At 45.9% G+C, this 20,983-nt stretch carries 17 protein-coding genes; 3 read left to right on the top strand and 14 right to left on the bottom strand.

Annotation, left to right across the window (positions count from 1 at the left end):
• Positions 1-199: 199 nt before the first annotated feature.
• The 8 genes from rpoE to AR335_RS17350 all read right to left on the bottom strand — a co-directional run bounded on the left by rpoE (position 200) and on the right by AR335_RS17350 (position 10,493).
• A complete protein-coding gene (gene rpoE, locus AR335_RS17385; protein WP_062238271.1) occupies positions 200-775 on the bottom strand; it encodes a DNA-directed RNA polymerase subunit delta in 576 nt (191 codons plus the stop codon).
• A gap of 430 nt (positions 776-1,205) precedes the next feature.
• Positions 1,206-4,466 (bottom strand): fused isobutyryl-CoA mutase/GTPase IcmF, encoded by a 3,261-nt coding sequence (gene icmF, locus AR335_RS17380; protein ID WP_062238269.1) that lies wholly within the window; start codon positions 4,464-4,466, stop codon positions 1,206-1,208.
• A 27-nt stretch (positions 4,467-4,493) separates the two neighbouring features.
• Positions 4,494-5,138, bottom strand: coding sequence for a TetR/AcrR family transcriptional regulator (locus AR335_RS17375; RefSeq protein ID WP_062238486.1), 645 nt, complete (start codon positions 5,136-5,138; stop codon positions 4,494-4,496).
• Between the two features lie 5 nt (positions 5,139-5,143).
• Positions 5,144-6,097, bottom strand: a complete 954-nt coding sequence (gene meaB, locus AR335_RS17370) for a methylmalonyl Co-A mutase-associated GTPase MeaB (RefSeq protein ID WP_062238268.1) — start codon at positions 6,095-6,097, stop codon at positions 5,144-5,146.
• Positions 6,098-6,107: 10 nt separating this feature from the next.
• Entirely contained in the window at positions 6,108-7,250 is a 1,143-nt protein-coding gene (locus tag AR335_RS17365) for an acyl-CoA dehydrogenase (protein WP_062238266.1), read from the bottom strand.
• An 18-nt stretch (positions 7,251-7,268) separates the two neighbouring features.
• Positions 7,269-8,411: an acyl-CoA dehydrogenase gene (locus AR335_RS17360; protein WP_062238264.1), complete on the bottom strand. Its 1,143-nt coding sequence runs from the start codon at positions 8,409-8,411 to the stop codon at positions 7,269-7,271.
• A gap of 31 nt (positions 8,412-8,442) precedes the next feature.
• The gene (locus AR335_RS17355) at positions 8,443-9,294 is read right to left on the bottom strand and encodes a 3-hydroxybutyryl-CoA dehydrogenase (RefSeq protein ID WP_062238262.1); all 852 of its coding nucleotides are present in this window, start codon (positions 9,292-9,294) and stop codon (positions 8,443-8,445) included.
• A gap of 17 nt (positions 9,295-9,311) precedes the next feature.
• On the bottom strand, positions 9,312-10,493 hold the full coding sequence (locus AR335_RS17350) for an acetyl-CoA C-acetyltransferase (protein WP_062238260.1): 1,182 nt from the start codon (positions 10,491-10,493) through the stop codon (positions 9,312-9,314).
• 146 nt (positions 10,494-10,639) lie between these two features.
• Here AR335_RS17350 and AR335_RS24340 point away from each other — a divergent pair, with 146 nt between their 5' ends.
• The gene (locus AR335_RS24340; RefSeq protein WP_156419067.1) at positions 10,640-10,900 is read left to right on the top strand and encodes a hypothetical protein; all 261 of its coding nucleotides are present in this window, start codon (positions 10,640-10,642) and stop codon (positions 10,898-10,900) included.
• Here the strand turns inward: AR335_RS24340 and AR335_RS17345 are convergent.
• Positions 10,877-13,021 (bottom strand): heterodisulfide reductase-related iron-sulfur binding cluster, encoded by a 2,145-nt coding sequence (locus AR335_RS17345; protein ID WP_062238258.1) that lies wholly within the window; start codon positions 13,019-13,021, stop codon positions 10,877-10,879. The two genes, AR335_RS24340 and AR335_RS17345, sit on opposite strands and share 24 nt — an antisense overlap.
• 232 nt (positions 13,022-13,253) lie before the next feature.
• Between AR335_RS17345 and cls the strand changes: the two genes are divergently transcribed.
• Together cls and uvsE are read left to right on the top strand one after the other, a co-directional pair.
• Positions 13,254-14,456 carry a cardiolipin synthase gene (gene cls, locus AR335_RS17340; protein ID WP_062238256.1) on the top strand — a complete coding sequence of 401 codons (1,203 nt, stop codon included), beginning with the start codon at positions 13,254-13,256 and terminating at the stop codon, positions 14,454-14,456.
• A gap of 67 nt (positions 14,457-14,523) precedes the next feature.
• Positions 14,524-15,477, top strand: coding sequence for a UV DNA damage repair endonuclease UvsE (gene uvsE, locus AR335_RS17335; RefSeq protein WP_062238254.1), 954 nt, complete (start codon positions 14,524-14,526; stop codon positions 15,475-15,477).
• Here the strand turns inward: uvsE and AR335_RS17330 are convergent.
• The 5 genes from AR335_RS17330 to AR335_RS17310 form a co-directional block, all read right to left on the bottom strand.
• A complete protein-coding gene (locus tag AR335_RS17330) occupies positions 15,470-16,228 on the bottom strand; it encodes an alpha/beta fold hydrolase (protein ID WP_062238252.1) in 759 nt (252 codons plus the stop codon). The genes uvsE and AR335_RS17330 overlap by 8 nt on opposite strands.
• Before the next feature lie 19 nt (positions 16,229-16,247).
• Complete coding sequence (locus AR335_RS17325; RefSeq protein WP_062238484.1) at positions 16,248-16,421, bottom strand: XapX domain-containing protein; 174 nt, start codon at positions 16,419-16,421, stop codon at positions 16,248-16,250.
• A 407-nt stretch (positions 16,422-16,828) separates the two neighbouring features.
• On the bottom strand, positions 16,829-18,499 hold the full coding sequence (gene argS, locus AR335_RS17320) for an arginine--tRNA ligase (RefSeq protein WP_062238250.1): 1,671 nt from the start codon (positions 18,497-18,499) through the stop codon (positions 16,829-16,831).
• The gene (locus AR335_RS17315; RefSeq protein ID WP_053356423.1) at positions 18,496-18,939 is read right to left on the bottom strand and encodes a DUF1934 domain-containing protein; all 444 of its coding nucleotides are present in this window, start codon (positions 18,937-18,939) and stop codon (positions 18,496-18,498) included. Before AR335_RS17315 ends, argS begins: the two co-directional genes overlap by 4 nt.
• Positions 18,940-19,111: 172 nt before the next feature.
• Complete coding sequence (locus AR335_RS17310; protein WP_062238247.1) at positions 19,112-20,884, bottom strand: PAS domain S-box protein; 1,773 nt, start codon at positions 20,882-20,884, stop codon at positions 19,112-19,114.
• Between the last annotated feature and the right edge of the window lie 99 nt (positions 20,885-20,983).

The raw sequence follows: 20,983 nt of genomic DNA, 5'->3' as shown, positions 1-20,983 counted from the left end.
TTTACACAACAACACGCTCTTTGTGTTAAGGAGTAAGAGTGAAGCGACCAAAGACGAAATTATATTTTAAATTTCGTCCTGCGAGGACTTATGACGAAATGGTGTTTCATATTTCGTCCTGGACGCTGAGCTAGACATTATAAAAAAAACCCGGCGGGCGCTGTTTTCAGGCTCCACCGGGCAGAATATCTCATATGTGTTACTTGTCTTCTTTATCTTCGTTTTCAACCTCGTATAATTCCTCTTCAGCTGCCTCGTCTTCTTCGTCTTCGATATCTTCATCCAGCTCTTCTTCGCTGTCTTCAAATTCGTCGAAGTCCTCGTCCAATTCCTCTTCGTCCTCTTCGTCATCCTCGTCGTCACTGCTGCTCGCTTTCGCAAACTCATCTTCAACGTCGAGAGCATCGAAGTCTTCTTCATCAAAGTCTTCTTCGAACTCGTCAAATTCTTCATCTTCAGCGACAACCTTTTTGCGTTTCGTTGGCTTGTTCGTGTTCCCAAGCTCTTCTTCACTGCTCTCAATCGGATACCAAGCTTTAAGACCCCACTTGTTGTCACCGAGAGAAACAAAACGGCCGTCGATGTTCATGTCTGTATAAAAATGTGATAGACGGCGTTCGACTGCAGCATCAGATAATCCCTTCATATCTTTAATACGCTGAACTAGCTCATAAAAAGGAACTGTTTGTTTTTCTTCTTTTAAAATTTCAAAAGCGATCTCAACCATGGCCATTTCCACGATGTCATCTTTTGAATAAGATTTGACTAAACTCAAGTTGGCACTTCCTTTCAAATCAATAAATCTATTTATGTCATAGATGCACAAGTTTTGTTCTAGAAGAATTATACTCTTCATTATAAACAAATCTTCCAAGGATATGCTAGATGAATGACATCTTTTTTTTAAAATCACATCACTGCACGGGTGCCTGGCACCATCAATTAACTCAAAAGGTGCCTGGCACCCCCTAAATAGACTAATTGCTACGTAGCATGAAACTTTGGTTCTCTAGCCAAATTCGGCTGGAATCGCAATGTTTTTATTCATCGAAGCAATTAGTTTTGTTTATTTGGGTGTCAGGCACCTTTGGGTTAACTTCGGGTGCCTGACACCCGTTCGATGATGCCTTTAGTGATGTTTTTGCAACATTGAGTAAGCTAAAAATAGAAAAAGAGGGTTAACCCTCTTTTTCTATTTTTTGTTTTTACATATTTCTACGGTATTTGCCGCCCACTTCATATAAAGCAGATGTGATTTGGCCAAGGCTTGCTACTCTGACGGTCTTCATCAGTTCTTCAAAAATGTTCCCGCCGTTCAAGGCTGTTTCCTGAAGTTTGCGCAGTGCTTGAACCGATTGTTCAACATGCCTGTTTTTGAAATCATTGAGGCTGGCGATCTGCTGTTCCTTCTCTTCCTTCGTTGCCCGTGCCAGCTGCATGTTAAATTCTTCATCTTTTGGAGGGTTGGGATTCAGGTACGTATTGACACCGATGATCGGCAGCTCTCCATTATGCTTTTTCATCTCATAATACATGGACTCTTCCTGTATCTTTCCTCGCTGATACTGTGTTTCCATCGAGCCTAAGACACCGCCCCTTGCATTCAGCCTTTCAAATTCCTGAAGGACTGCTTCTTCTACAAGGTCAGTCAGCTCCTCAATAATAAAGGATCCTTGAAGTGAATTTTCATTGCGGGCGAGACCCATTTCCTTCGTAATAATAAGCTGGATGGCCATCGCTCGGCGAACAGATTCCTCTGTCGGTGTCGTGATTGCTTCATCATAGGAATTGGTATGCAAAGAATTACAGTTATCATAAAGTGCCATCAACGCTTGCAGGGTCGTACGGATGTCGTTAAAATCGATCTCTTGCGCATGAAGCGATCTTCCAGACGTTTGAACATGATACTTCAGCTTCTGGCTTCGCTCATTTGCACCATATTTATTTTTCATTACTGTTGCCCAGATTCTTCGTGCGACCCGGCCTATCACCGCGTATTCCGGATCTAAACCGTTACTGAAAAAGAACGATAGATTTGGTGCGAAATCGTCAATGTTCATACCTCGGCTTAAGTAATATTCCACATAGGTGAACCCATTCGCCAACGTAAACGCCAGCTGTGTGATCGGGTTAGCGCCGGCTTCTGCAATGTGATAGCCGGAGATCGAAACAGAATAGTAGTTACGTACATTATGGTCGATAAAGTATTGCTGGATATCGCCCATCATGCGAAGAGCGAATTCAGTTGAGAAGATACATGTATTCTGCCCTTGATCTTCCTTCAATATGTCTGCCTGAACCGTTCCGCGTACACTAGCCAGTGTCTTGGCGGCAATTTCCTTGTACTCGTCTTCATTCGGACGGCGGCCATTTTCCTGCTCAAATTGTTGAAGCTGCTGATCAATCGCTGTGTTCATGAACATGGCGAGAATGATTGGCGCTGGACCGTTAATCGTCATTGAAACAGAGGTGCTTGGCGCAATCAGATCGAAGCCGTCATAAAGCTTTTTCATATCTTCCAGCGTACAGATGCTGACTCCGCTTTCTCCGACTTTTCCATAAATATCCGGACGATAATCAGGATCCTCGCCGTACAGGGTAACGGAGTCAAAGGCTGTGCTTAAGCGCTTGGCATCATCGTCTTTTGAAAGATAGTGGAAGCGTCGGTTCGTTCGTTCCGGCGTTCCTTCTCCTGCAAACTGGCGCTTCGGATCTTCACCCTTTCGCTTAAACGGGAAAACTCCCGCCGTATAAGGGAAAGCGCCCGGCACATTTTCCTTCATCACCCATTTTAGGATCTCTCCCCAGTCTTCAAACTTCGGAAGTGACACTTTGGGTATGTTTAAACCTGAAAGACTTTTGGTTGTAAGCTCTGTGACAATCTCTTTGTCTCTGATTTTTGTCACAAACTCCATGCCGCTGTACTGCTCTCTCAGCTTCGGCCAGTTGTCGAGTGTTTTCTTGGAGTACGGAAGAAGCTTCTCCTCTACTAGATCCCTTGCTTCTTCTAAGGTGGAAACAACTTCACCATTGGCGTTGATCTCTTGGATGGTTTCGATCGAACCTTTGAGCTGATAGCTTTTTCTTGCGTACTTCACTTGTTCATTCATGGTCTTGTAGTAATCTCTCATTGTATAGACAAGGTCATTCAAATACTGGCTTCGCTCGCCCGGGATGATCACATTCTTTTTTGCAACTGTTTCTTCAGCCAGAGGCTTGAGCTGCCAGACTAATGAACATTTATCATTTAAGGTATGGATCAATGCGCGGAACAGGGTATTCGTTCCTTCGTCATTAAACTGGCTTGCAATGGTTCCATATACGGGCATACCATCCAATTCTTTTTCAAACCATTGGCGTGAGCGCTGATATTGCTTCCTTACGTCCCTTAGAGCATCTTCTGAACCTTTACGCTCGTATTTATTGATCGCGATAAGGTCAGCATAGTCGATCATGTCAATCTTCTCCAGCTGTGAAGGTGCGCCAAACTCGCTCGTCATGACATACATGGAGACATCAGAAATATCTACAATTCCAGCATCTCCCTGGCCAATCCCGCTCGTCTCGACGATGACCAGATCATATCCTGCTGCCTTTACAACTGAAAGAGCATCACGAATAGCCGCAGAAAGCTCTGACCGTGAACCGCGTGTTGCGAGACTGCGCATGTATACGCGAGGATTGTAAATGGAATTCATACGGATGCGGTCGCCAAGCAAGGCTCCGCCTGTTTTTTGCTTTGTAGGGTCGATGGAAAGGATGGCTACCGTCTTATCTTCAAATTCATTCACGTAACGGCGCACAAGCTCATCGGTTAAGGAGCTTTTCCCTGCTCCGCCCGTTCCCGTAATACCCAGTACAGGCACGTTTTGCTGCGAGCTTTTCACCTGTTGAAGCACCTGCTCAGCAGTGGCTGCCGTTTCCTTTGGAGCGAACTCCCCGTTCTCGGCTACAGTGATCAGGCGGGCGACCGCACGGCTTTCCTTTTCAGGAAGCTTCTCAAGTTCGTCTGTCAGTTCTGTAACGGTCTGAAAATCGCACTCCTGCAGCATAAAATTGATCATACCCTGCAGTCCGTTGATCCTGCCGTCTTCAGGAGAGAAGAGGCGGGTTACGCCGTAGCTGTGCAGTTCTTTTATTTCCGGCGGAATAATAACGCCTCCGCCTCCGCCAAATACTTTAATATGGCTTGCTCCCCGTTCCTTTAACAAGTCGATCATGTACTTGAAGTATTCAACATGGCCGCCTTGATAGGAAGATATAGCGATCCCCTGAGCATCTTCCTGAATGGCTGCACTCACAACCTCGTCTACTGAACGGTTATGCCCAAGATGGATGACCTCAGCGCCGCTTGACTGCAAAATACGCCTCATAATGTTAATAGACGCATCATGTCCGTCAAATAGACTGGAAGCGGTTACAAAACGAATATGGTTCTTCGGCTGGTACACTTTCGGATTACTCATTTTCCCTTCTCCTCTCAAACAACATAATTACCTGGCTCCGCCTGTAAGGCTGCGGTTCAAGACTCCATATAAAAGCAGATAGGTCTGCATGTTCGTATACTCTTCTAATGTATATTCTTTTCTGAGGCTCCAGCGGCGGAAGGTCCACATTTGGCCGTGAACTAAAATGTTATGGGCCAGAAGCTTAACTTCTTCCTCATTCAGATCCAGTTCACCCTGTTCCACCGTCCGTTTCAGGAGCTCCTCAAAAATGGCTGTCATCTCCAGCTCTTTTTTCAGCACATACGGCAAGGCTTCCCGTGACAGTGATTTGGCTTCCTGATACATGACAAGCACTTCATCCTGCATTTCATCGACTACATTAAAATAAACCGCAATCGCTTTTTTTACATGGTCAATGCTGCCCTCTGTCAGGGAGATCTGTTCATGGAGCTTTTCTTTTACCCCTTCATAAATACTGTCACAGACCAGGTATAAGATGTCTTCCTTTGAACGGATATACTCGTACAGCGTTCCGATGCTGAACCCGGAGGCCTTTGCGATTTCCCGGGTTGTTGTTCGGTGAAAGCCGTTTTCCTTAAACAGGTTAACCGCTGCCTTTACCATTTCTCCGCGCCTTTTCTGGATAAGCTTTTCATCTTTTACAAGCGAGGGTACTTCCTTTCTTCCCAAAGCAATCACTCTTTTCTGTCCTGGTTTTTCTCCCAATCCTCGAGGATTTTCCCTGCAGCCGAATACGGATCAAGCTGCCCTTTCTGCACATCGGGAAGCCATGAATACCCGTTGCTTTCCTCTCTCATAAGAAGGGTTCTCATCAGCTCGTAGTGCACGACTTCTATGACTTCCTGTTTCAGGCTGCGGACCCGCCGCTCTTCTCCCTCACCACTTTCATCAAGGTATTGGCGGTGGGCACTCAGCTGATCCCATACCTCCTGGAGCCCTTTGTTCTGAACAGAGATCGTCTGAACGATCGGCGGACGGTATGGTGCATCATGTTTCACAAGATCAAGCATTGCTTCAATTTCAGACAAAAGCTTTGGCACACCGGGAAGATCGGCTTTATTGACGATGAACAAGTCGGCAATCTCCATGATCCCTGCTTTGAAAACTTGAACCACATCACCGCTTCCCGGATTTAGTACAACGGCAATGCTGTCGGCAATTTTCATAATATCAAGCTCCGACTGGCCAACCCCCACCGTTTCGATGAGGATCACGTCAAAACCATAAGCATCCATCAGCCGAACGGTTTCCTTTGTTGTCCTGGCAAGACCGCCAAGGCTTCCCCTTGTTCCCATGCTGCGGATGAAAACATCTGGATCTGTAAAGTGTTCACTCATTCTCACCCGGTCACCAAGAATAGCGCCGCCGCTAAACGGGCTGGTCGGATCAACCGCCACCACACCAATCGTCATGCCCTTGCTGCGCAAAAAGGTGATCAGCCGGTTGACGAGGGAGCTCTTGCCTGCACCAGGGGAACCGGTAAGGCCCACATAATGAGCCTTTTTCTGAAGAGAATGAATGTCCTTTAACAGTTCAAGCTTTTCGGGGTGATCGTTCTCAACATAGGAAATGGCTCTCGCAAGCGCTCGTTCATCTTTGTTTTTGATGCGTTCGGCCAAAGGGTGCATTTTGTCCTCCTTAATCTTTCAGAAGCATTTTGGAAATGACCAGTCGCTGTATTTCCTGTGTTCCTTCATAGATTTGAGTGATTTTCGCATCGCGCATATACCGTTCAACAGGATACTCTTTTGTATACCCGTATCCGCCGAATACCTGCACGGCATCCGTCGTTACTTCCATGGCGATGTCACCGGCAAACAGTTTGGACATCGCGGATTCTTTTCCATATGGGAGGCCTTCGCTTTCACGCCACGCTGCTTGATAGGTTAGCAGTCTTGCAGCCTCTACTTTTGTGGCCATATCGGCTAATTTAAACCCGATTCCCTGATTTTGTCCGATGGATTTTCCAAACTGTTTTCTTTCTTTGGCATAGGTTACAGCAGCATCCAACGCACCTTGCGCGATTCCGACAGCCTGCGCCGCGATTCCGTTCCGTCCGCCGTCAAGTGTCATCATGGCGATCTTAAAGCCTTCTCCCTCTTTGCCGAGCATGTTCTCTGCAGGAACCCTGCAGTCTTCCATAATGAGCTCCAATGTCGGTGATGAACGGATCCCGAGTTTTTTCTCTTTCTTACCGAAGGAGAAGCCCGGTGTTCCTTTTTCGATGATGAATGCGGAAATGCCGCGGTGTGCTGCAGATTGGTCTGTCATCGCAAACACCACATAAATTTCAGCTTCGCCAGCATTTGTGATAAAGATTTTAGAACCATTGATAATGTAATCATCGCCGTCTTTTCTGGCTGTTGTTTTCATATTGGAGGCGTCAGATCCTGAGCCTGGTTCTGTCAGGCCATAGGCTCCCATTTTTTGCCCTTCTGCCATCGGACGAAGGAACTTCTGTTTTTGCTCTTCTGAACCAAATTTAAAGATCGGCCAGCCGGCAAGTGAAGTATGCGCTGATAGTGTTACCCCAGTTGAAGCACAGACACGGGAAAGCTCTTCAACCGCAATGACATACCCAAGATAGTCCCCGCCGATTCCGCCGTATTCTTCCGGCCAAGGAATCCCTGCCAGGCCAAGCTCTGCCATCTTGTCGAAAAGGGCACGGTCAAACCGCTCTTCTTCATCCCTCTCTGCAGCTGTCGGCTCTACTTCCTTTTTTGCAAAATCACGCACCATTTTGCGGATCATTTCGTGTTCTTCAGATAGTTGAAATTGCATGTTCTTTTGCCTCCCAGTTTAATCTTGTAATAAGTGCTTGCTCAGCACGATACGTTGAATTTCACTCGTTCCTTCATAGATCTCACAAACTTTGGCATCCCTGAACAGACGCTCTACCGGGTACTCTTTCGTATAGCCGTATCCCCCGTGTACCTGAATAGCGTCGATCGCCACCTTCATGGCCGTCTGTGAAGCGATCAGCTTTGCCATCGAAGCCTCTTTTTTGCACGGAATGCCCAGGGTACGAAGATTAGCAGCACGGTAGGTCAGAAGTTTGGCCGCCTCTACTTTTGTTGCCATGTCCGCAAGCATGAACGCAAGTCCTTGCTGGGCACCGATCGGCTTTCCGAATTGCTTGCGGCCTTTAGCGTATTCCAGGGAATGCTGAAGACCTGCTTCGGCAATCCCGAGTGATTGTGCTGCAATGCCAATTCTGCCGGCTTCAAGGTTGCTTAATGCGATTTTGAAGCCTTCTCCTTCAGTCCCGAGCAGGTTTTCTTCTGGAATTTCCGCCTGGTCGAAGATAATCTCGCACGTATTCGAACCGTTCAGCCCCATCTTCTTCTCTTTTTTTCCGATCGAAAAGCCTGGTGAGCCTTTCTCTACGATAAAAGCTGAAATTCCCTTTGTTCCCGCTTCAGGGTTTGTCGAAGCAAAAACGATATACGTATCTGCCGCACCCGCATTGGTGATAAAGATTTTAGATCCGTTCAGAATGTACTTATCGCCCTTTTTTACGGCTTTTGTTTTGAGGGCTGCTGCATCAGAACCCGCGCCCGGTTCCGTTAAAGCGAAAGCACCTAAATATTCACCGCTTGCGAGCTTTGGAATAAACCGCTGCTTTTGCTCTTCATTTCCAAAATGATAAATCGGATTGGTTCCAACGCTTGTATGAACAGAAAGAATGACACCAACCGTTGCACTCACCTTTGACAATTCATGAATGGCAATAATATACGAGGTGTAGTCCATCCCTGCACCGCCGTATTCCTCGGGTATGGGAATCCCCATAAGGCCCAGTCCAGCCATCTTTTTTACAACTTCTGTTGGAAACTGATCATTTTCATCCATCATATCCACGATGGGTTCAATTTCTTTCTGTGCAAAATCGCGCACCATTTTTTGCATCATGAGCTGTTCTTCTGTAAACGTGAGATTCACGTTTTATTCCCCCTGTCCAAGCATTCCTGCATCAGCTGTAGGTGTAGAACCCTTTACCTGATTTCTTTCCGAGCCAGCCAGCTTTCACATATTTGCGAAGAAGCGGGCAAGGCCGGTATTTGTCATCTCCAAAGCCTTCCTGGAGTGTTTCCATAATGTATAGACATGTATCAAGACCGATAAAATCTGCCAAGGTCAGCGGCCCCATCGGATGATTCATTCCCAGTTTCATAATTTCATCGATAGCTTCCGGTTCAGCCACTCCTTCATAGAGTGCAAAAATAGCCTCATTGATCATCGGCATCAGGATCCTGTTGGAAATAAAGCCAGGAAAATCATTAACCTCAACAGGCACCTTGCCTACCTGTTTCGTCACGGTCTCAATGACGTTATATACCTCGTCACTTGTTTGCAGTCCGCGGATGATTTCAACGAGTTTCATCACCGGGACAGGATTCATAAAATGCATGCCGATCACACGTTCCGGCCTTTTCGTTACAGCTGCAATCTCAGTAATAGGAAGGGAAGAGGTGTTACTCGCCAAAATGGCATGTTCCGGTGCCATCTCATCAAGCATCTTAAACATCTGGGTTTTGACATCCATATTTTCTACCACTGCTTCAATGACCAGGTCTGCATCTGCTGCGTTTTGAATGCTCCTTGAAGGGTGGAGGCGTTCTAAAACAGCCTCTCTTTCTTCGGCTGCCATTCTTCCCTTTTCCACCTGGCGAGAGAGTTGCCGTGAAATAGAATCCAGCCCTTTTTGTACAAATTCTTCTTTGAGATCGTGGAGAAAAACCTTGTAATTTGCCATTGCACATACTTGAGCGATACCTGAGCCCATTTGTCCGGCTCCAATTACCATGATGGTCTTGACGTTCATTCTGATTCCCCCTTTGTTTATTTCACTTCAATAAGAACTGCATCACCCTGGCCGCCGCCTGAGCAGATGGATGCGATTCCCAGTCCTCCGCCGCGTCTTTTCAGTTCATGAATCAATGAAACAATGATTCTCGCTCCGCTTGCTCCGATCGGATGCCCTAAGGCTACCGCTCCGCCGTTTACGTTTACTTTTTCCAGATCAAGGTTCGCAAGCTCTGCACTTGCCAGCGCCACTGCTGCAAAAGCTTCGTTAATTTCAAAAAGGTCGATTTCTTCGAGCGTTTTTCCTGTTTTTTTCAACAGTTCGTTAATGACAAGGCCCGGTGTTTTTGGGAAATCCTTTGCGTCAAGAGCGATTGCCGCAGCCCCGAGAATGGCAGCCATCACTTCTTTTCCTTCTTTTTGCGCCCGTTCTTCTGACATAAGAACAAGAGCTGCTGCACCGTCGTTAACTCCAGGAGCGTTCCCGGCTGTAATGGTTCCTTCCTGAGAAAAGACCAGCCCAAGTTTAGCCAAACGCTCAGCAGTCGTATCTTTTCTTGGTGCTTCATCTGCTGTTACAGAAACAGGCTCTCCTTTTCGCTGTGGCACCTCTACAGAGACAATCTCTTCAGCAAATGTTCCATTCTCGGTTGCAGAAACGGCTCTTTGATGGCTCCTGAATGCCCACTCATCCTGTTTCTCACGCGAAATTTCAAGCTCTTGCGCCACTTGGTTTCCGTACGTCCCCATGTGAACGCCAGTAAAAGAACACGTAAGCCCGTCATGTGTCATCAAGTCCTTCACCTGGCCGTCTCCCATACGGTAGCCCCAGCGAGCTTTTGGAAGAATGTAAGGTGTATTGCTCATTGATTCCATACCGCCAGCTACAATGACCTCTTCATCACCAGCACGGATAATCTGATCCGCCAAGGTTACGCTCCTCATTCCGGAAGCACACACTTTATTGATGGTCTCGGTCTTAACTTCCCAAGGCAATCCCGCTTTCTTGGCAGCCTGGCGAGAAGGGATCTGTCCCTGTCCGCCCTGCAGCACACAGCCCATGATCAGTTCATCTACTTGGTCTGCTCTGACATCCGCTCTTTGCAGCGCTTCCTTAATCGCTGCTGCACCTAGATCAGATGCAGATAATGTGCTTAATGATCCGCCAAACTTACCGATCGGTGTACGTACACCGCTGACAATGACTGTTTTACCCATGAGAATCCTCTCCTTTTGTAAAATTAAAACGCTTTCAAGATGTACCGAGCGAACGCTCGGTCAACGAAGATCCATGGGTTAACCTGCTGCCAGTGGACAGCAGGTTAACCTTGGCTGCTCTTAGGAGTAGTTGATTTCCGTTTCAGATGCTCGCTTTCCGCGGGGCGGGCGGTGAGTCTTACCGGCGCAAGCGCCTACCTCCTCGGCGCAGGCGCCTGTGGGTCTCACCTGTCCCGCATTTCCCGCAGGAGAAGGAAGGTTTCGGCAGCGTTATATCGCACGAAGAAAATGTGAAATTCATTTTCGAGGAGTCTCGCACCTTGCACTCCAATCAACTTGTCAATGAAGTATCTTTACAAAAAGGTTCCTATAGCAGCCATCTTTTAGGAAAGAGCCTTTTCTTTTGATGAACCAAACAACGATCTTTCAAGAATTTCGACTACGTCCAATGTCTGGACTTGGTCTTCTACTTCCTTCGCTTTTGTTCCATCGCTCAGCATCGTTAAGCAATATGGACATCCGCTTCCGATCATCGTTGGATTCACTTCAAGCGCCTGCTCCGTTCTCGCAACGTTGACGCGCTGACCGGCTTTTTCTTCCATCCACATCATCCCGCCGCCGGCACCGCAGCACATGCCGTTTTGGCGATTGCGGTTCATCTCAACAAGCTTCACCCCAGGGATCGCTTTTAAAATCTCACGAGGCGGTTCATAAACCTCGTTATAACGTCCCAGATAGCAAGAATCGTGGTAAGTGATGACTTCATCCACTTCAAATTTCGGTGTGATGCGTCCTTCCTTGATCCAATCTGCCAGCAGCTCTGTATGGTGATAGACCTCACCTTCATAGCCAAACTCCGGATACTCGTTTTTAAAGGAATTATAGGCATGCGGGTCAATCGTAATAATCTTCTTCACATTATGTTTTTCAAATAACGCGATATTGCTGTTGCAAATTTCCTGGAACAGGAACTCGTTTCCGATTCGTCGAGGCGTATCTCCGGAGTTCTTTTCCTTGTTTCCAAGGATGGCAAACTTGACGCCAGCCTCATTCATGATTTTTGCAAAAGCAAGTGCGATTTTCTGGCTTCGGTTGTCATAAGCGCCCATCGAGCTGACCCAGAACAAGTATTCAAATTCTTCTCCGGCTTTCTCCATTTCTTTTACTGTAGGAACCGAAACGTCTTCGCGAAGCTCTCGCCAGTTTTCTCTTTCTTTCTTGGAAATTCCCCAAGGGTTTCCTTGCTTCTCGATATTTTGGATGGCCCGTTTGGAATCTGCGTCCATCTTTCCTTCTGTAAGGACAAGATAGCGGCGCATGTCGATGATTTTATCCACGTGCTCATTCATGACCGGACATTGATCCTCACAGTTTCGGCAAGTGGTACATGCCCAGATCTCTTCTTCCGTCATGACTTCGCCGATCAGTTCAATATTATATTCAAACTTTAACGCGGAGCTTCCGTCTGTCGCAGCAGCCATTTCTTTGGCGCCCTGTCCTTTTCCTGCGGCTTCAAAAGCAATCTGGTTGCCTTTTGTATTCGCGAAAGCAAAGGAAGGCATCCAAGGCGTGCGTGAAGTAACCGCCGCTCCTTTTTCAGTGAGGTGATCCCTTATTTTAATTATCATATCCATCGGTGAAAGCATTTTGCCTGTACCTGTGGCCGGACAAACATTTGTACAGCGTCCGCATTCTACACAAGCATACAGATCGACAAGCTGCTTTTGGTTGAAGTCTTCCACTTTACCGACGCCGAAAACTTCTTGTGTCTCATCTTCAAAATTGATGGAAGAAAGTTTTCCTACTTTATCCTTCCTTCCCAGCCAAACATTCAGCGGGCCCGCGATCAAATGAGCATGCTTGGACTGCGGCACATAGACAAGGAACGTGAGAAGGAACAGCAGATGAAGCCACCATGCGATAAAGAATATGGTGACGACCGCAGCTTCCGGCAGCCCGCCCAGGATATAAGCGAGGCCTGAAGCAATCGGTGCCGTCCATTCAAGTTCCTGGTTATGCCAAAGGATTTCCATGGCGTTGCCAAGAAGGACGGAAAGCATTAATCCGCCAATGAACAGTAATACAAGTCCTGCTTTAAATCCCCGTTTAAGGCGTACCAACTTTTCGACATATCTGCGGTAAAACGCCCAAACGACAGCCACAAGTATGAGGAAAGTTACGATTTCCTGAAAAAATGTGAACCCGGGATAAAGCGGCCCGAGCGGGAGGTGAGACCCAGGGGCAAGCCCTTTCCATATAAAATCAATCGCACCAAATTGGACAAGAAGGAATCCATAGAAAAACAACACATGAATGATCCCGCTCTTTTTATCTTTTAAAAGCTTCTTCTGACCGAATACATTGACAAGCACAGCTTTAATCCGTTCCTGCACGGTATGGTCAAATTCGACTTTTTTACCCATTTTGATGAATTCATACCGCGTTTTTACCACATATGCAAACAAATAGATGGCGTAAGCGGTTACAAGAATAAAGGCAATCCAGTTCAAAATCAGTAAACCGTTCATCAATTATGCTCCCTTCATCTTTGTCTGTTGCTTTCCCTTTTCCTATATATACCTTAAATAACTATTCAAAAAGGGGAGAATTTTCTGAAACCATTATAACATAAAAAATATAACTGAATGAGCATTCAGTCAATATTATTCAAAAAATTTTTTTCGGGTGCCTGACACCGATGATTCTCTTGATTCTTGGAGATACTAATCAGACCTATTTCCACAAGAAAGGAGTACCGCCATGGCCATCGTATACAGTATTTTGATCCTCCTGCTTGCAGCCGTTATAATAGCAGTGTTTATTTGGCTCGATTTTCAATTAGGCAAGAAAAATGTTGCGAAAAAGGAGCTGGAAGATCCTGCTGTCTGTACGGGGGAAGCGGTTCTCATCACGACCGGTACGGATTTTTTCGATACGTTGTTTGAGGAAATAGAACAAGCCAAACATCATTTACATATTCAATTTTATATTTTCAATGAGGACTGCATCGGCAAGGAGATGACATCTCTTCTGAAAAGAAAGGCGAGAGAAGGAGTAGCTGTCCGTTTGCTCGTCGATTATATGGGCAGTTTTTTCCTAAAAAAGAAAGCCATACATGAAATGAAGCTGGCAGGGGTTCAATTTGCCTATAGCTTTAAGCCCGAATTTCCTTACTTCTTTTATAAACTGAACCGTAGAAACCATCGGAAAATAACGATTATTGACGGAAAAAAAGGATTTACCGGGGGATTCAATGTAGGAGACGAATATTTAGGAAGGGATCCGAAGCTTGGGGATTGGCGCGATTATCATTTACAGCTGGATGGCCCTGTAATCCATTCCCTGCAGCACCAATTTCTTCTCGATTGGGAGGAGGCTTCGTGTGAAAAGTTAAGCGGGAATTCTTATTTTCCGGAACTTGAAGAGGGGCCTCAGACTTTTACGGCCCTTTTCTCATCCAAACAGATCTATTCGTTCTTCTTGCAGCAAATTGAACAGGCCAAAACCCGAATCTTTATCGGCTCACCCTATTTTATACCGGATGCCAGCCTGCAGAGAGCTCTCCTTCATGCACTGAAACGCGGTGTGGAGGTAATCTTGCTTGTCCCGATGAAGTCCGATCATCCGCTGGTAAAAGAAGCTTCCTATCCGTACCTGAGGGAACTGTTAAAAGCCGGATGCCGTGTCGACCAGTATTATGAAGGTTTTTTCCATGCGAAAGTTTTTATGGTCGATGAAAAAATCTGCGATATTGGCACAACAAATTTCGATCTGCGAAGCATGTTTACCAATTCAGAAGTAAACTGCATTTTCCATGATCCGGAATTGATTAAAGTGACGCTGAAGGCCCTTGAAGTAGACTTAGCCCGTTCCGAAACCCTGCAAGTCACGGCTTTGGACAGGCTGTCGCTCTGGACAAAAACAAAAATTCAGATCTCACGGGTTCTTTTACCTTTTTTATAAGTTTTGTTTAAGTTATGCTTAAACGGTGAATGTACGAGTATGACTTGACTTCAAAGGGGCTGCTGCAATGATTGTATCTTTTGGTTTTGTTTCCACCGCTCTTACCCTTTTCGATTCATCACCGTCAAAAACGATGACTTTTGCCACTTGGTCAAAGCTTGAAAAAGAGGAACGGGAACAGCGACTAATTTCCATTACAAAATCAAATTTAAAAAATGCACTGCGAATCATTCACTACAACATCGCTTCTCAATTTCCTTTATATCGGATGTCTTCCTCGATCGTTCCGCTGGCGACTCACCCTGACGTCGAATGGGAGTATTTAAAGCATACTGCTGAGGAGTTTCGTGCGGTTGGGGACCTTGTGAAAGCCCACGGCCTCCGTGTGAGTCTGCACCCAAACCAGTTTACCCTGTTTACAAGCGCCAAGGAGCATATTACGGATAATGCTGTGAAAGACATGGAATACCATTACGCCATGCTCCAGGCGATGGGTCTTGAAAAGGAAGCACGGATCAACATCCATGTTGGCGGAACTTATGGGGATAAAGAATCTTCCGTAGCACGATTCCATGAAAATATAAAAAAACTGCCTGCTCCCGTTAAACAGGCCATGACACTTGAAAATGACGATAAAACCTATACGACTGAAGAAACGCTGGACATATGTGAAGCTGAAGGGATACCCATGATGTTTGATTACCATCATCACCTGGCCAACCCCAGTTCCGTTCCGCTGGAAGTACTTCTTCCCCGTTTTATTGCGACATGGCAAGGCACCGGGCGGCCGCCTAAAGTCCATCTATCTTCACCAAAAACAGAAAAGGCCTACCGAAGCCATCATGACTTCGTAAGCCTCGACTATGTGATGCCTTTCTTTAAAATGATCAAGCCATTTACGGATGAGCTGGATGTGATGATCGAAGCAAAACAGAAGGATATCGCCCTCATTCGATTGATTGGTGAACTCGCCAAGGTAAGGGGAATCAAACGGATGAGCGGAGGCACCTTGATCATCTGACGGACTCGGCCCAATGGGTCAGTGCGTGGTTAAAGAATCTGTACTGTTTAACCGGGATCTGATGGAATGCTCCCGGAACGATGATGGTATCGGTATGCGGTACGAGTCTTTGATAAATCTCCTGATAGGGTAAAAAATAAAAGGACCGGGAACCGTAGAACAATAACAGCGGTACTTGGATCTCAGGCAAGGATTCCGTGCAGCTATACTTCATACTTTCCTCATAAAAACGGCGCCAGATCATCTGGCTGCCTTTTTTGCATTCCTCTGCAATTTCTTGCCTGTCTTCTCCATCCACTTTATGGGACCAAGCCAAACCGTTTATTAAAAAGAGAGGATAATGTGCTGCAAGATGGATCCCGAGCCTGAATTCTTTTTCTAAAAACCAGGACGCCACTTGCGGAAAACCTCCGCTTAACACGAGAGCCCGCACCCTCTCAGGGTAGCGCAGAACAAAATCCTGAGCCACCGTACCTCCCGCAGAATAACCGCATAGGATAGCCTTCTCGATTTCCAGTTTATCCAGCAAAGCAAGCAGGTCATCACTCAGTGTTCCAATCGTGAACGAGTCCTCCCTGCACAGCGTGTTGCCATGTCCCCGCATATCGTATGTAATCACTTTGAAATTCTGGTTTAGCCCTTCATGCTGATACTTAAAAATACGGGAAGTCAGTGCTGGAGGGTGGATAAAAACAAGAGGAAGACCTGACCCCGATTCTCTGTAAGATGTATGCACATCTCTTGCTGCCATACAAACCACCCCTCTTTATTCATGGCTTCATAAAAAGCGAAAATGCCCAAAGATAGATCTTGTATCCCAGGTAAATCCCAACGATTCCGGCAATGCCCGATAAGGCTGGCGGAGCAGGAATCGGCAGCTTAAGCATGGCAAAAACAATGCCTACAGCTGCACCTGTAATCAGTGCCAAAATAACCAGCTTCATTCTGCATTCCTCCCTCCGTTTATGGTCTCCAGTGATACGCTGTTTATCCCCCAGAAAAGCGCAAGCGCCTGTCCGCTTGCGCTGGACATAAAAAAAAGGGGCTGTCCAGAAAGTCGAAAATTGACCTTCAGGCAGCCCCTTTTTGGCTTGAAAAATCTTCAATGAAAAGTTAATTGAAGTGAAAGATGCGAGACTCCTCGAAAATGAACTTCACATTTTCTTCGTGCGATAAAAAGCTGCCGGAGCCTTCCTTGTCCTGCGGGACTAGCGTGACAGGTGAGACTNNNCTTGCACCAAAAAGTAGGCGTTCACGCCGGTAAGGCTCACCGCACGCCCCGTGGAAAGCGAGCAGCCTGGAACGGAAATCAACAGCTTACAGACTTCTTGGACAGCCCCTTTTCCTCTATTTACATTCGTTCAGGTGCGGAAACACCCACAACCTTCAATGCGTTTTCAATCGTGATTTGAGTGGCCTTCATCAACGCGTAGCGAGCGGTTGATTTTTCTTTATTTTCAGCATCGAGCACTCGCTCAGCATTGTAGAAGCTGTGCAGTGCAGATGCCAGTTCAAATACATAGTTCGTGATGCGGTGAGTGAGCATCTTATCAGCAGCTTCATCAATCGCAGCCGGGAATTCGCCGAGCTTTTTCAGCAGCTCAACCTCTTTTTCAGAGGAGACGTGAGAAAGGTCAAGCTCTCCGTCGCAGGACAAGCCCATCTCCGCACCCTGGCGCAGCATGCTGCATACACGGGCATGTGCGTACTGCACATAGAATACCGGATTCTCGTTTGATTTTGAAACCGCTAAGTCCATATCAAAATCAAGATGGGTGTCAGAGCTTCTCATCGCGAAGAAGTAGCGAGTTGCATCTATGCCTACTTCTTCCATTAGATCTTTCAGGGTTACAGCTTTTCCCGTACGTTTGCTCATCTTTACTTTTTCCCCGTTTTGGAACAAGGAAACAAGCTGGATAATTAAAACATCGAGCTGTTCACGGTCATAGCCAAGCGCCTGGATGGCCGCCTTCATTCGGGGAATATAACCATGGTGATCTGCTCCCCAAATGTTGATCAGCTTCTCAAATCCTCGGTCAAGCTTATCCTGGTGATAAGAGATATCCGGTGTCAGATACGTATACGACCCGTCATTCTTAATCAGAACACGGTCTTTATCATCGCCAAAGTCCGTTGTCCGGAACCAAGTCGCGCCTTCTTCTTCATAGACAACCCCTGCATCTTTCAGTTTCGAGAGGGCCTTGTCGATCTTTCCGGATTCGTAAAGGGACGTTTCAGAATACCATACATCAAAATTAACCCGGAATTCAGCCAGATCGATTTTGATTTTCTCAAGTTCCTTCCCAAGGCCGTATTGTCGGAAGAAGTTGAAACGCTCTTTTTCATCAGCTGCAGCCCATTTGTCTCCGTACTCTTCAGCGAGGTCTTTTCCGAATTCAATAATATCTTTACCGAAGTATCCGTCCTGCGGCATTTCCTTTTCTTGCCCAAGTGCCTGAAAATATCGTGCTTCAATGGAATAAGCAAGGTTATTAATCTGGTTTCCCGCATCATTAATATAATATTCACGGGAGACTTCATATCCTGCACGATCAAGGATGTTGCAAAGAGAATCACCAACAGCTGCTCCGCGCGCATGTCCAAGGTGAAGATTTCCTGTCGGGTTCGCTGATACAAACTCAACCTGAACCTTCTTTCCACCGCCAAATTCTGTTCTTCCGTAATCTTCTCCTGCTTTAAGAATAGCTGGAATTAAGTCTGTTAAATACGCATTATCCATGTAAAAGTTTATGAATCCCGGACCTGCAATTTCAAGCTTGCTGATGGATGCCTTACTTTTATCAAAATGATTCAGAATTTCTTCTGCAATCACTTTTGGTGCTTTCTTGGCAATACGAGCGAGCTGCATCGCCATATTGGTCGCGTAGTCCCCGTGCGACTTATCCTTTGGAATTTCAAGAACCACTTCTGGAAGCTGTTCTCTTTCTGCCAATCCTGCCTTAATTACCGCTTCTTCAACCTCTTGTTTTAAATGTAGCTTTACCTGGTCTACAACGTTCATGACTTTGCCTCCTGAAAATTGATCTTTATCGAATAATTGCCTGTGTCTTCTCCCTGCAGTACAAGTCCATACTTCAAGAGCAAATCGCCTTCTTTGCTCTGCTGGTTCCAGCGGAAATTCATTTGATGTGTAGTTGTTTCCATCCATAGCTGGCCATATGGGGTATCGTACATCCCCTGTGTTGTCTGCCCGATCAAAAACTTCTGGCGCATGGCCACACTGCCGCTCCTTAAGATGACTATGCCCTCATGGTTCATTTTAATTACATTGTTGACTGAACCGGCGCCCTCTATAACTTCCGTATATTTGAGAAACGTACTATCCCCTTTGCGGTAAAGAGTTCCTTCCGCTTCGCCTTTATGTACATCTTTTTCCTTTGCATGCTGAATGACGGTTTCCATTATTAAATTGACCGAAATTACAGCGTCTTGTCCTTCCATGTCGGATCCGTCCTTTTTATCATTTCTATTAAAATACAGAAGCACTGATCTGTTCTGTATGCCAATCTCATATGATTATTGATTATAACTCAACTATTATAAAGGATTCTTCCCTATTTCTTCAACCTTACCCTCAAACAAAGAAAAACGCACTTCTCCTTCTGGAAGTGCGTCATGCGATTGGAAGGATGATTTTAACAGCTGTACCTCTGCCGGAATCGCTTTCTATATTGATTTGACCGAAATGCTCCTGGATGATTTTATAGCTCGTCATTAATCCGAGCCCCGTTCCCTTCTCTTTTGTCGAATAGAACGGTTCACCCAGTTTCATTAGGCTTTCAGGTGGGATTCCGCATCCCTGATCCTGAATTATAATTTCAATGTTTCTGCCTTTGCGCTCACTGTCGATGTGGATGATTCCTCCATCCGGCATCGCTTCAATCGCATTTTTCACTAAGTTAATAAACACCTGCTTCAGTTCATTTTCCACACAGTTAATAAGAGGAAGGTTTTCCTCCAAATCACAAACGATATGGACATTGTGAACAAGAGCCTGGCGGTCAAGCAGGTCCACGACGTAATGAATGAGCTCTTTGATGCCCTTCTTTTCGACCATCTTGGATTGAGGTTTGGCAAGAATCAGCAGTTCCGTGATGATTTGCTCAATCCGGTTCAGCTCATCCAGTATAATGCCATAATATTTCTCGCAGTCCACGATTCCTTTAGATTGAAAAAGCTGAATAAAACCCTTCAGTGCGGTAAGCGGATTCCGGATTTCGTGAGCTACCGAAGCCGCAAGCTGGCCTACAATCGAAAGTTTTTCAGACTTGCGAAGCAGTTCTTCCGCCTCCAGCCGTTCGGATATATCCCGTGTAACAGCGATAATTTCAATGACTTCACCGGTTAATTCATCCTTAATTCCCCGGCAGGTCGCTTCAACACAGTGGTATTCGCCTTTTTTGCTCTTCAGCCTGAATTGGAAGTTGCTGATTTCGCTTCCCTTTAACAGTTGTTCATGTACCTTCAGCGATCGCCTAATATCACTTGGATGAAAGAGATCAAAGGCTTTTTTGGACAGCAATTCCTGAGGTGTATATCCGAGCAGCTGTTCGCATGCAGGTGAAACGTAGAGCATTTCTCCCTCCACATTATGAGTGGAGATTATATCTGTAGAGTTTTCGGCCAATAGCCTGTATCTCGATTCGCTTTCCTGCAGTTTTTCATGGGACAAAACCTGGTCTGTGATTTCCCGCCCGAAAACGAGCAAGTTTTTCCGAACGCCTTCCTCATCAAAGACTGGAATCTTGTATACATCAAAAATCCTGGCGCCTGAGGACGTCGGAATCTTTTCTACACAACGCTGAAGTTTGCCTTCTTGCCAAACCCCTTCATCGGTTTCAATACAATAATCAAAAACCGGTTTGAAATAAGGAACTAACTGAGCAAGATCAGCATCGGTTTTTCCGATAAAACCTGTATGCGGGTAACCAAATATATCACCCGAAAATTTATTGGCGTAAACAAATTTCCCATATCCGTCCTTAATCCCGATAAAGTCAGGCACAATATTAGTTAGGGTAACCAATAGATCTTCCTGAAAATTTTCAATAGCTCCTGAGTTAACTTCCTCAACATCTGTGTTTACAGGCTTGAGAATACAGACTTGATATGCTTCATCTGTTCCCAGATCATCTATACTCACATCCACAATCATCGAATCATGCATATCTCCAGACAATACAGCCTGCTGTTTGTTTCGTTTTATATTCAAGTCTGGAAGGAGGCTTGAGATGGGTAGGCCTTTCAGCTCCGCCTGTGCCCGGCCTGTCATTTTTTCTGCGGCTGAATTGATCTCCTGTATAGAAAAATCCTTGGTTAGAAGTATGATGGCATCCGACAGCTGATGCATAAAAGGCATCGTAGACCTTGTAAGCTTATTTCCCATTCCCCTCGCTCCTTTCTGCTTTTGCATTCATTTACCTTAATAACTATATCAAAATAGACACAATTTTGTAACTTTTTTCGACACAAAAAGACTAAAACC

This window comes from Fictibacillus sp. FJAT-27399 (assembly GCF_001510655.1).
Taxonomy (GTDB): domain Bacteria; phylum Bacillota; class Bacilli; order Bacillales; family Fictibacillaceae; genus Fictibacillus_C; species Fictibacillus_C marinisediminis.
This window is presented reverse-complemented; position numbering and strand designations above follow the sequence as displayed.

Bases quoted from the DNA above. Each gene is read 5' to 3' on its own strand.
- icmF (WP_062238269.1), bottom strand. From the start codon at position 4,466: ATGAGTAATCCGAAAGTGTACCAGCCGAAGAACCATATTCGTTTTGTA.
- meaB (WP_062238268.1), bottom strand. From the start codon at position 6,097: ATGCACCCTTTGGCCGAACGCATCAAAAACAAAGATGAACGAGCGCTT.
- AR335_RS17365 (WP_062238266.1), bottom strand. From the start codon at position 7,250: ATGCAATTTCAACTATCTGAAGAACACGAAATGATCCGCAAAATGGTG.
- AR335_RS17355 (WP_062238262.1), bottom strand. From the start codon at position 9,294: ATGAACGTCAAGACCATCATGGTAATTGGAGCCGGACAAATGGGCTCA.
- AR335_RS17350 (WP_062238260.1), bottom strand. From the start codon at position 10,493: ATGGGTAAAACAGTCATTGTCAGCGGTGTACGTACACCGATCGGTAAG.
- AR335_RS24340 (WP_156419067.1), top strand. From the start codon at position 10,640: ATGCTCGCTTTCCGCGGGGCGGGCGGTGAGTCTTACCGGCGCAAGCGC.
- AR335_RS17345 (WP_062238258.1), bottom strand. From the start codon at position 13,021: ATGAACGGTTTACTGATTTTGAACTGGATTGCCTTTATTCTTGTAACC.
- cls (WP_062238256.1), top strand. From the start codon at position 13,254: ATGGCCATCGTATACAGTATTTTGATCCTCCTGCTTGCAGCCGTTATA.
- uvsE (WP_062238254.1), top strand. From the start codon at position 14,524: ATGATTGTATCTTTTGGTTTTGTTTCCACCGCTCTTACCCTTTTCGAT.
- AR335_RS17330 (WP_062238252.1), bottom strand. From the start codon at position 16,228: ATGGCAGCAAGAGATGTGCATACATCTTACAGAGAATCGGGGTCAGGT.
- AR335_RS17325 (WP_062238484.1), bottom strand. From the start codon at position 16,421: ATGAAGCTGGTTATTTTGGCACTGATTACAGGTGCAGCTGTAGGCATT.
- argS (WP_062238250.1), bottom strand. From the start codon at position 18,499: ATGAACGTTGTAGACCAGGTAAAGCTACATTTAAAACAAGAGGTTGAA.
- AR335_RS17315 (WP_053356423.1), bottom strand. From the start codon at position 18,939: ATGGAAGGACAAGACGCTGTAATTTCGGTCAATTTAATAATGGAAACC.
- AR335_RS17310 (WP_062238247.1), bottom strand. From the start codon at position 20,884: ATGGGAAATAAGCTTACAAGGTCTACGATGCCTTTTATGCATCAGCTG.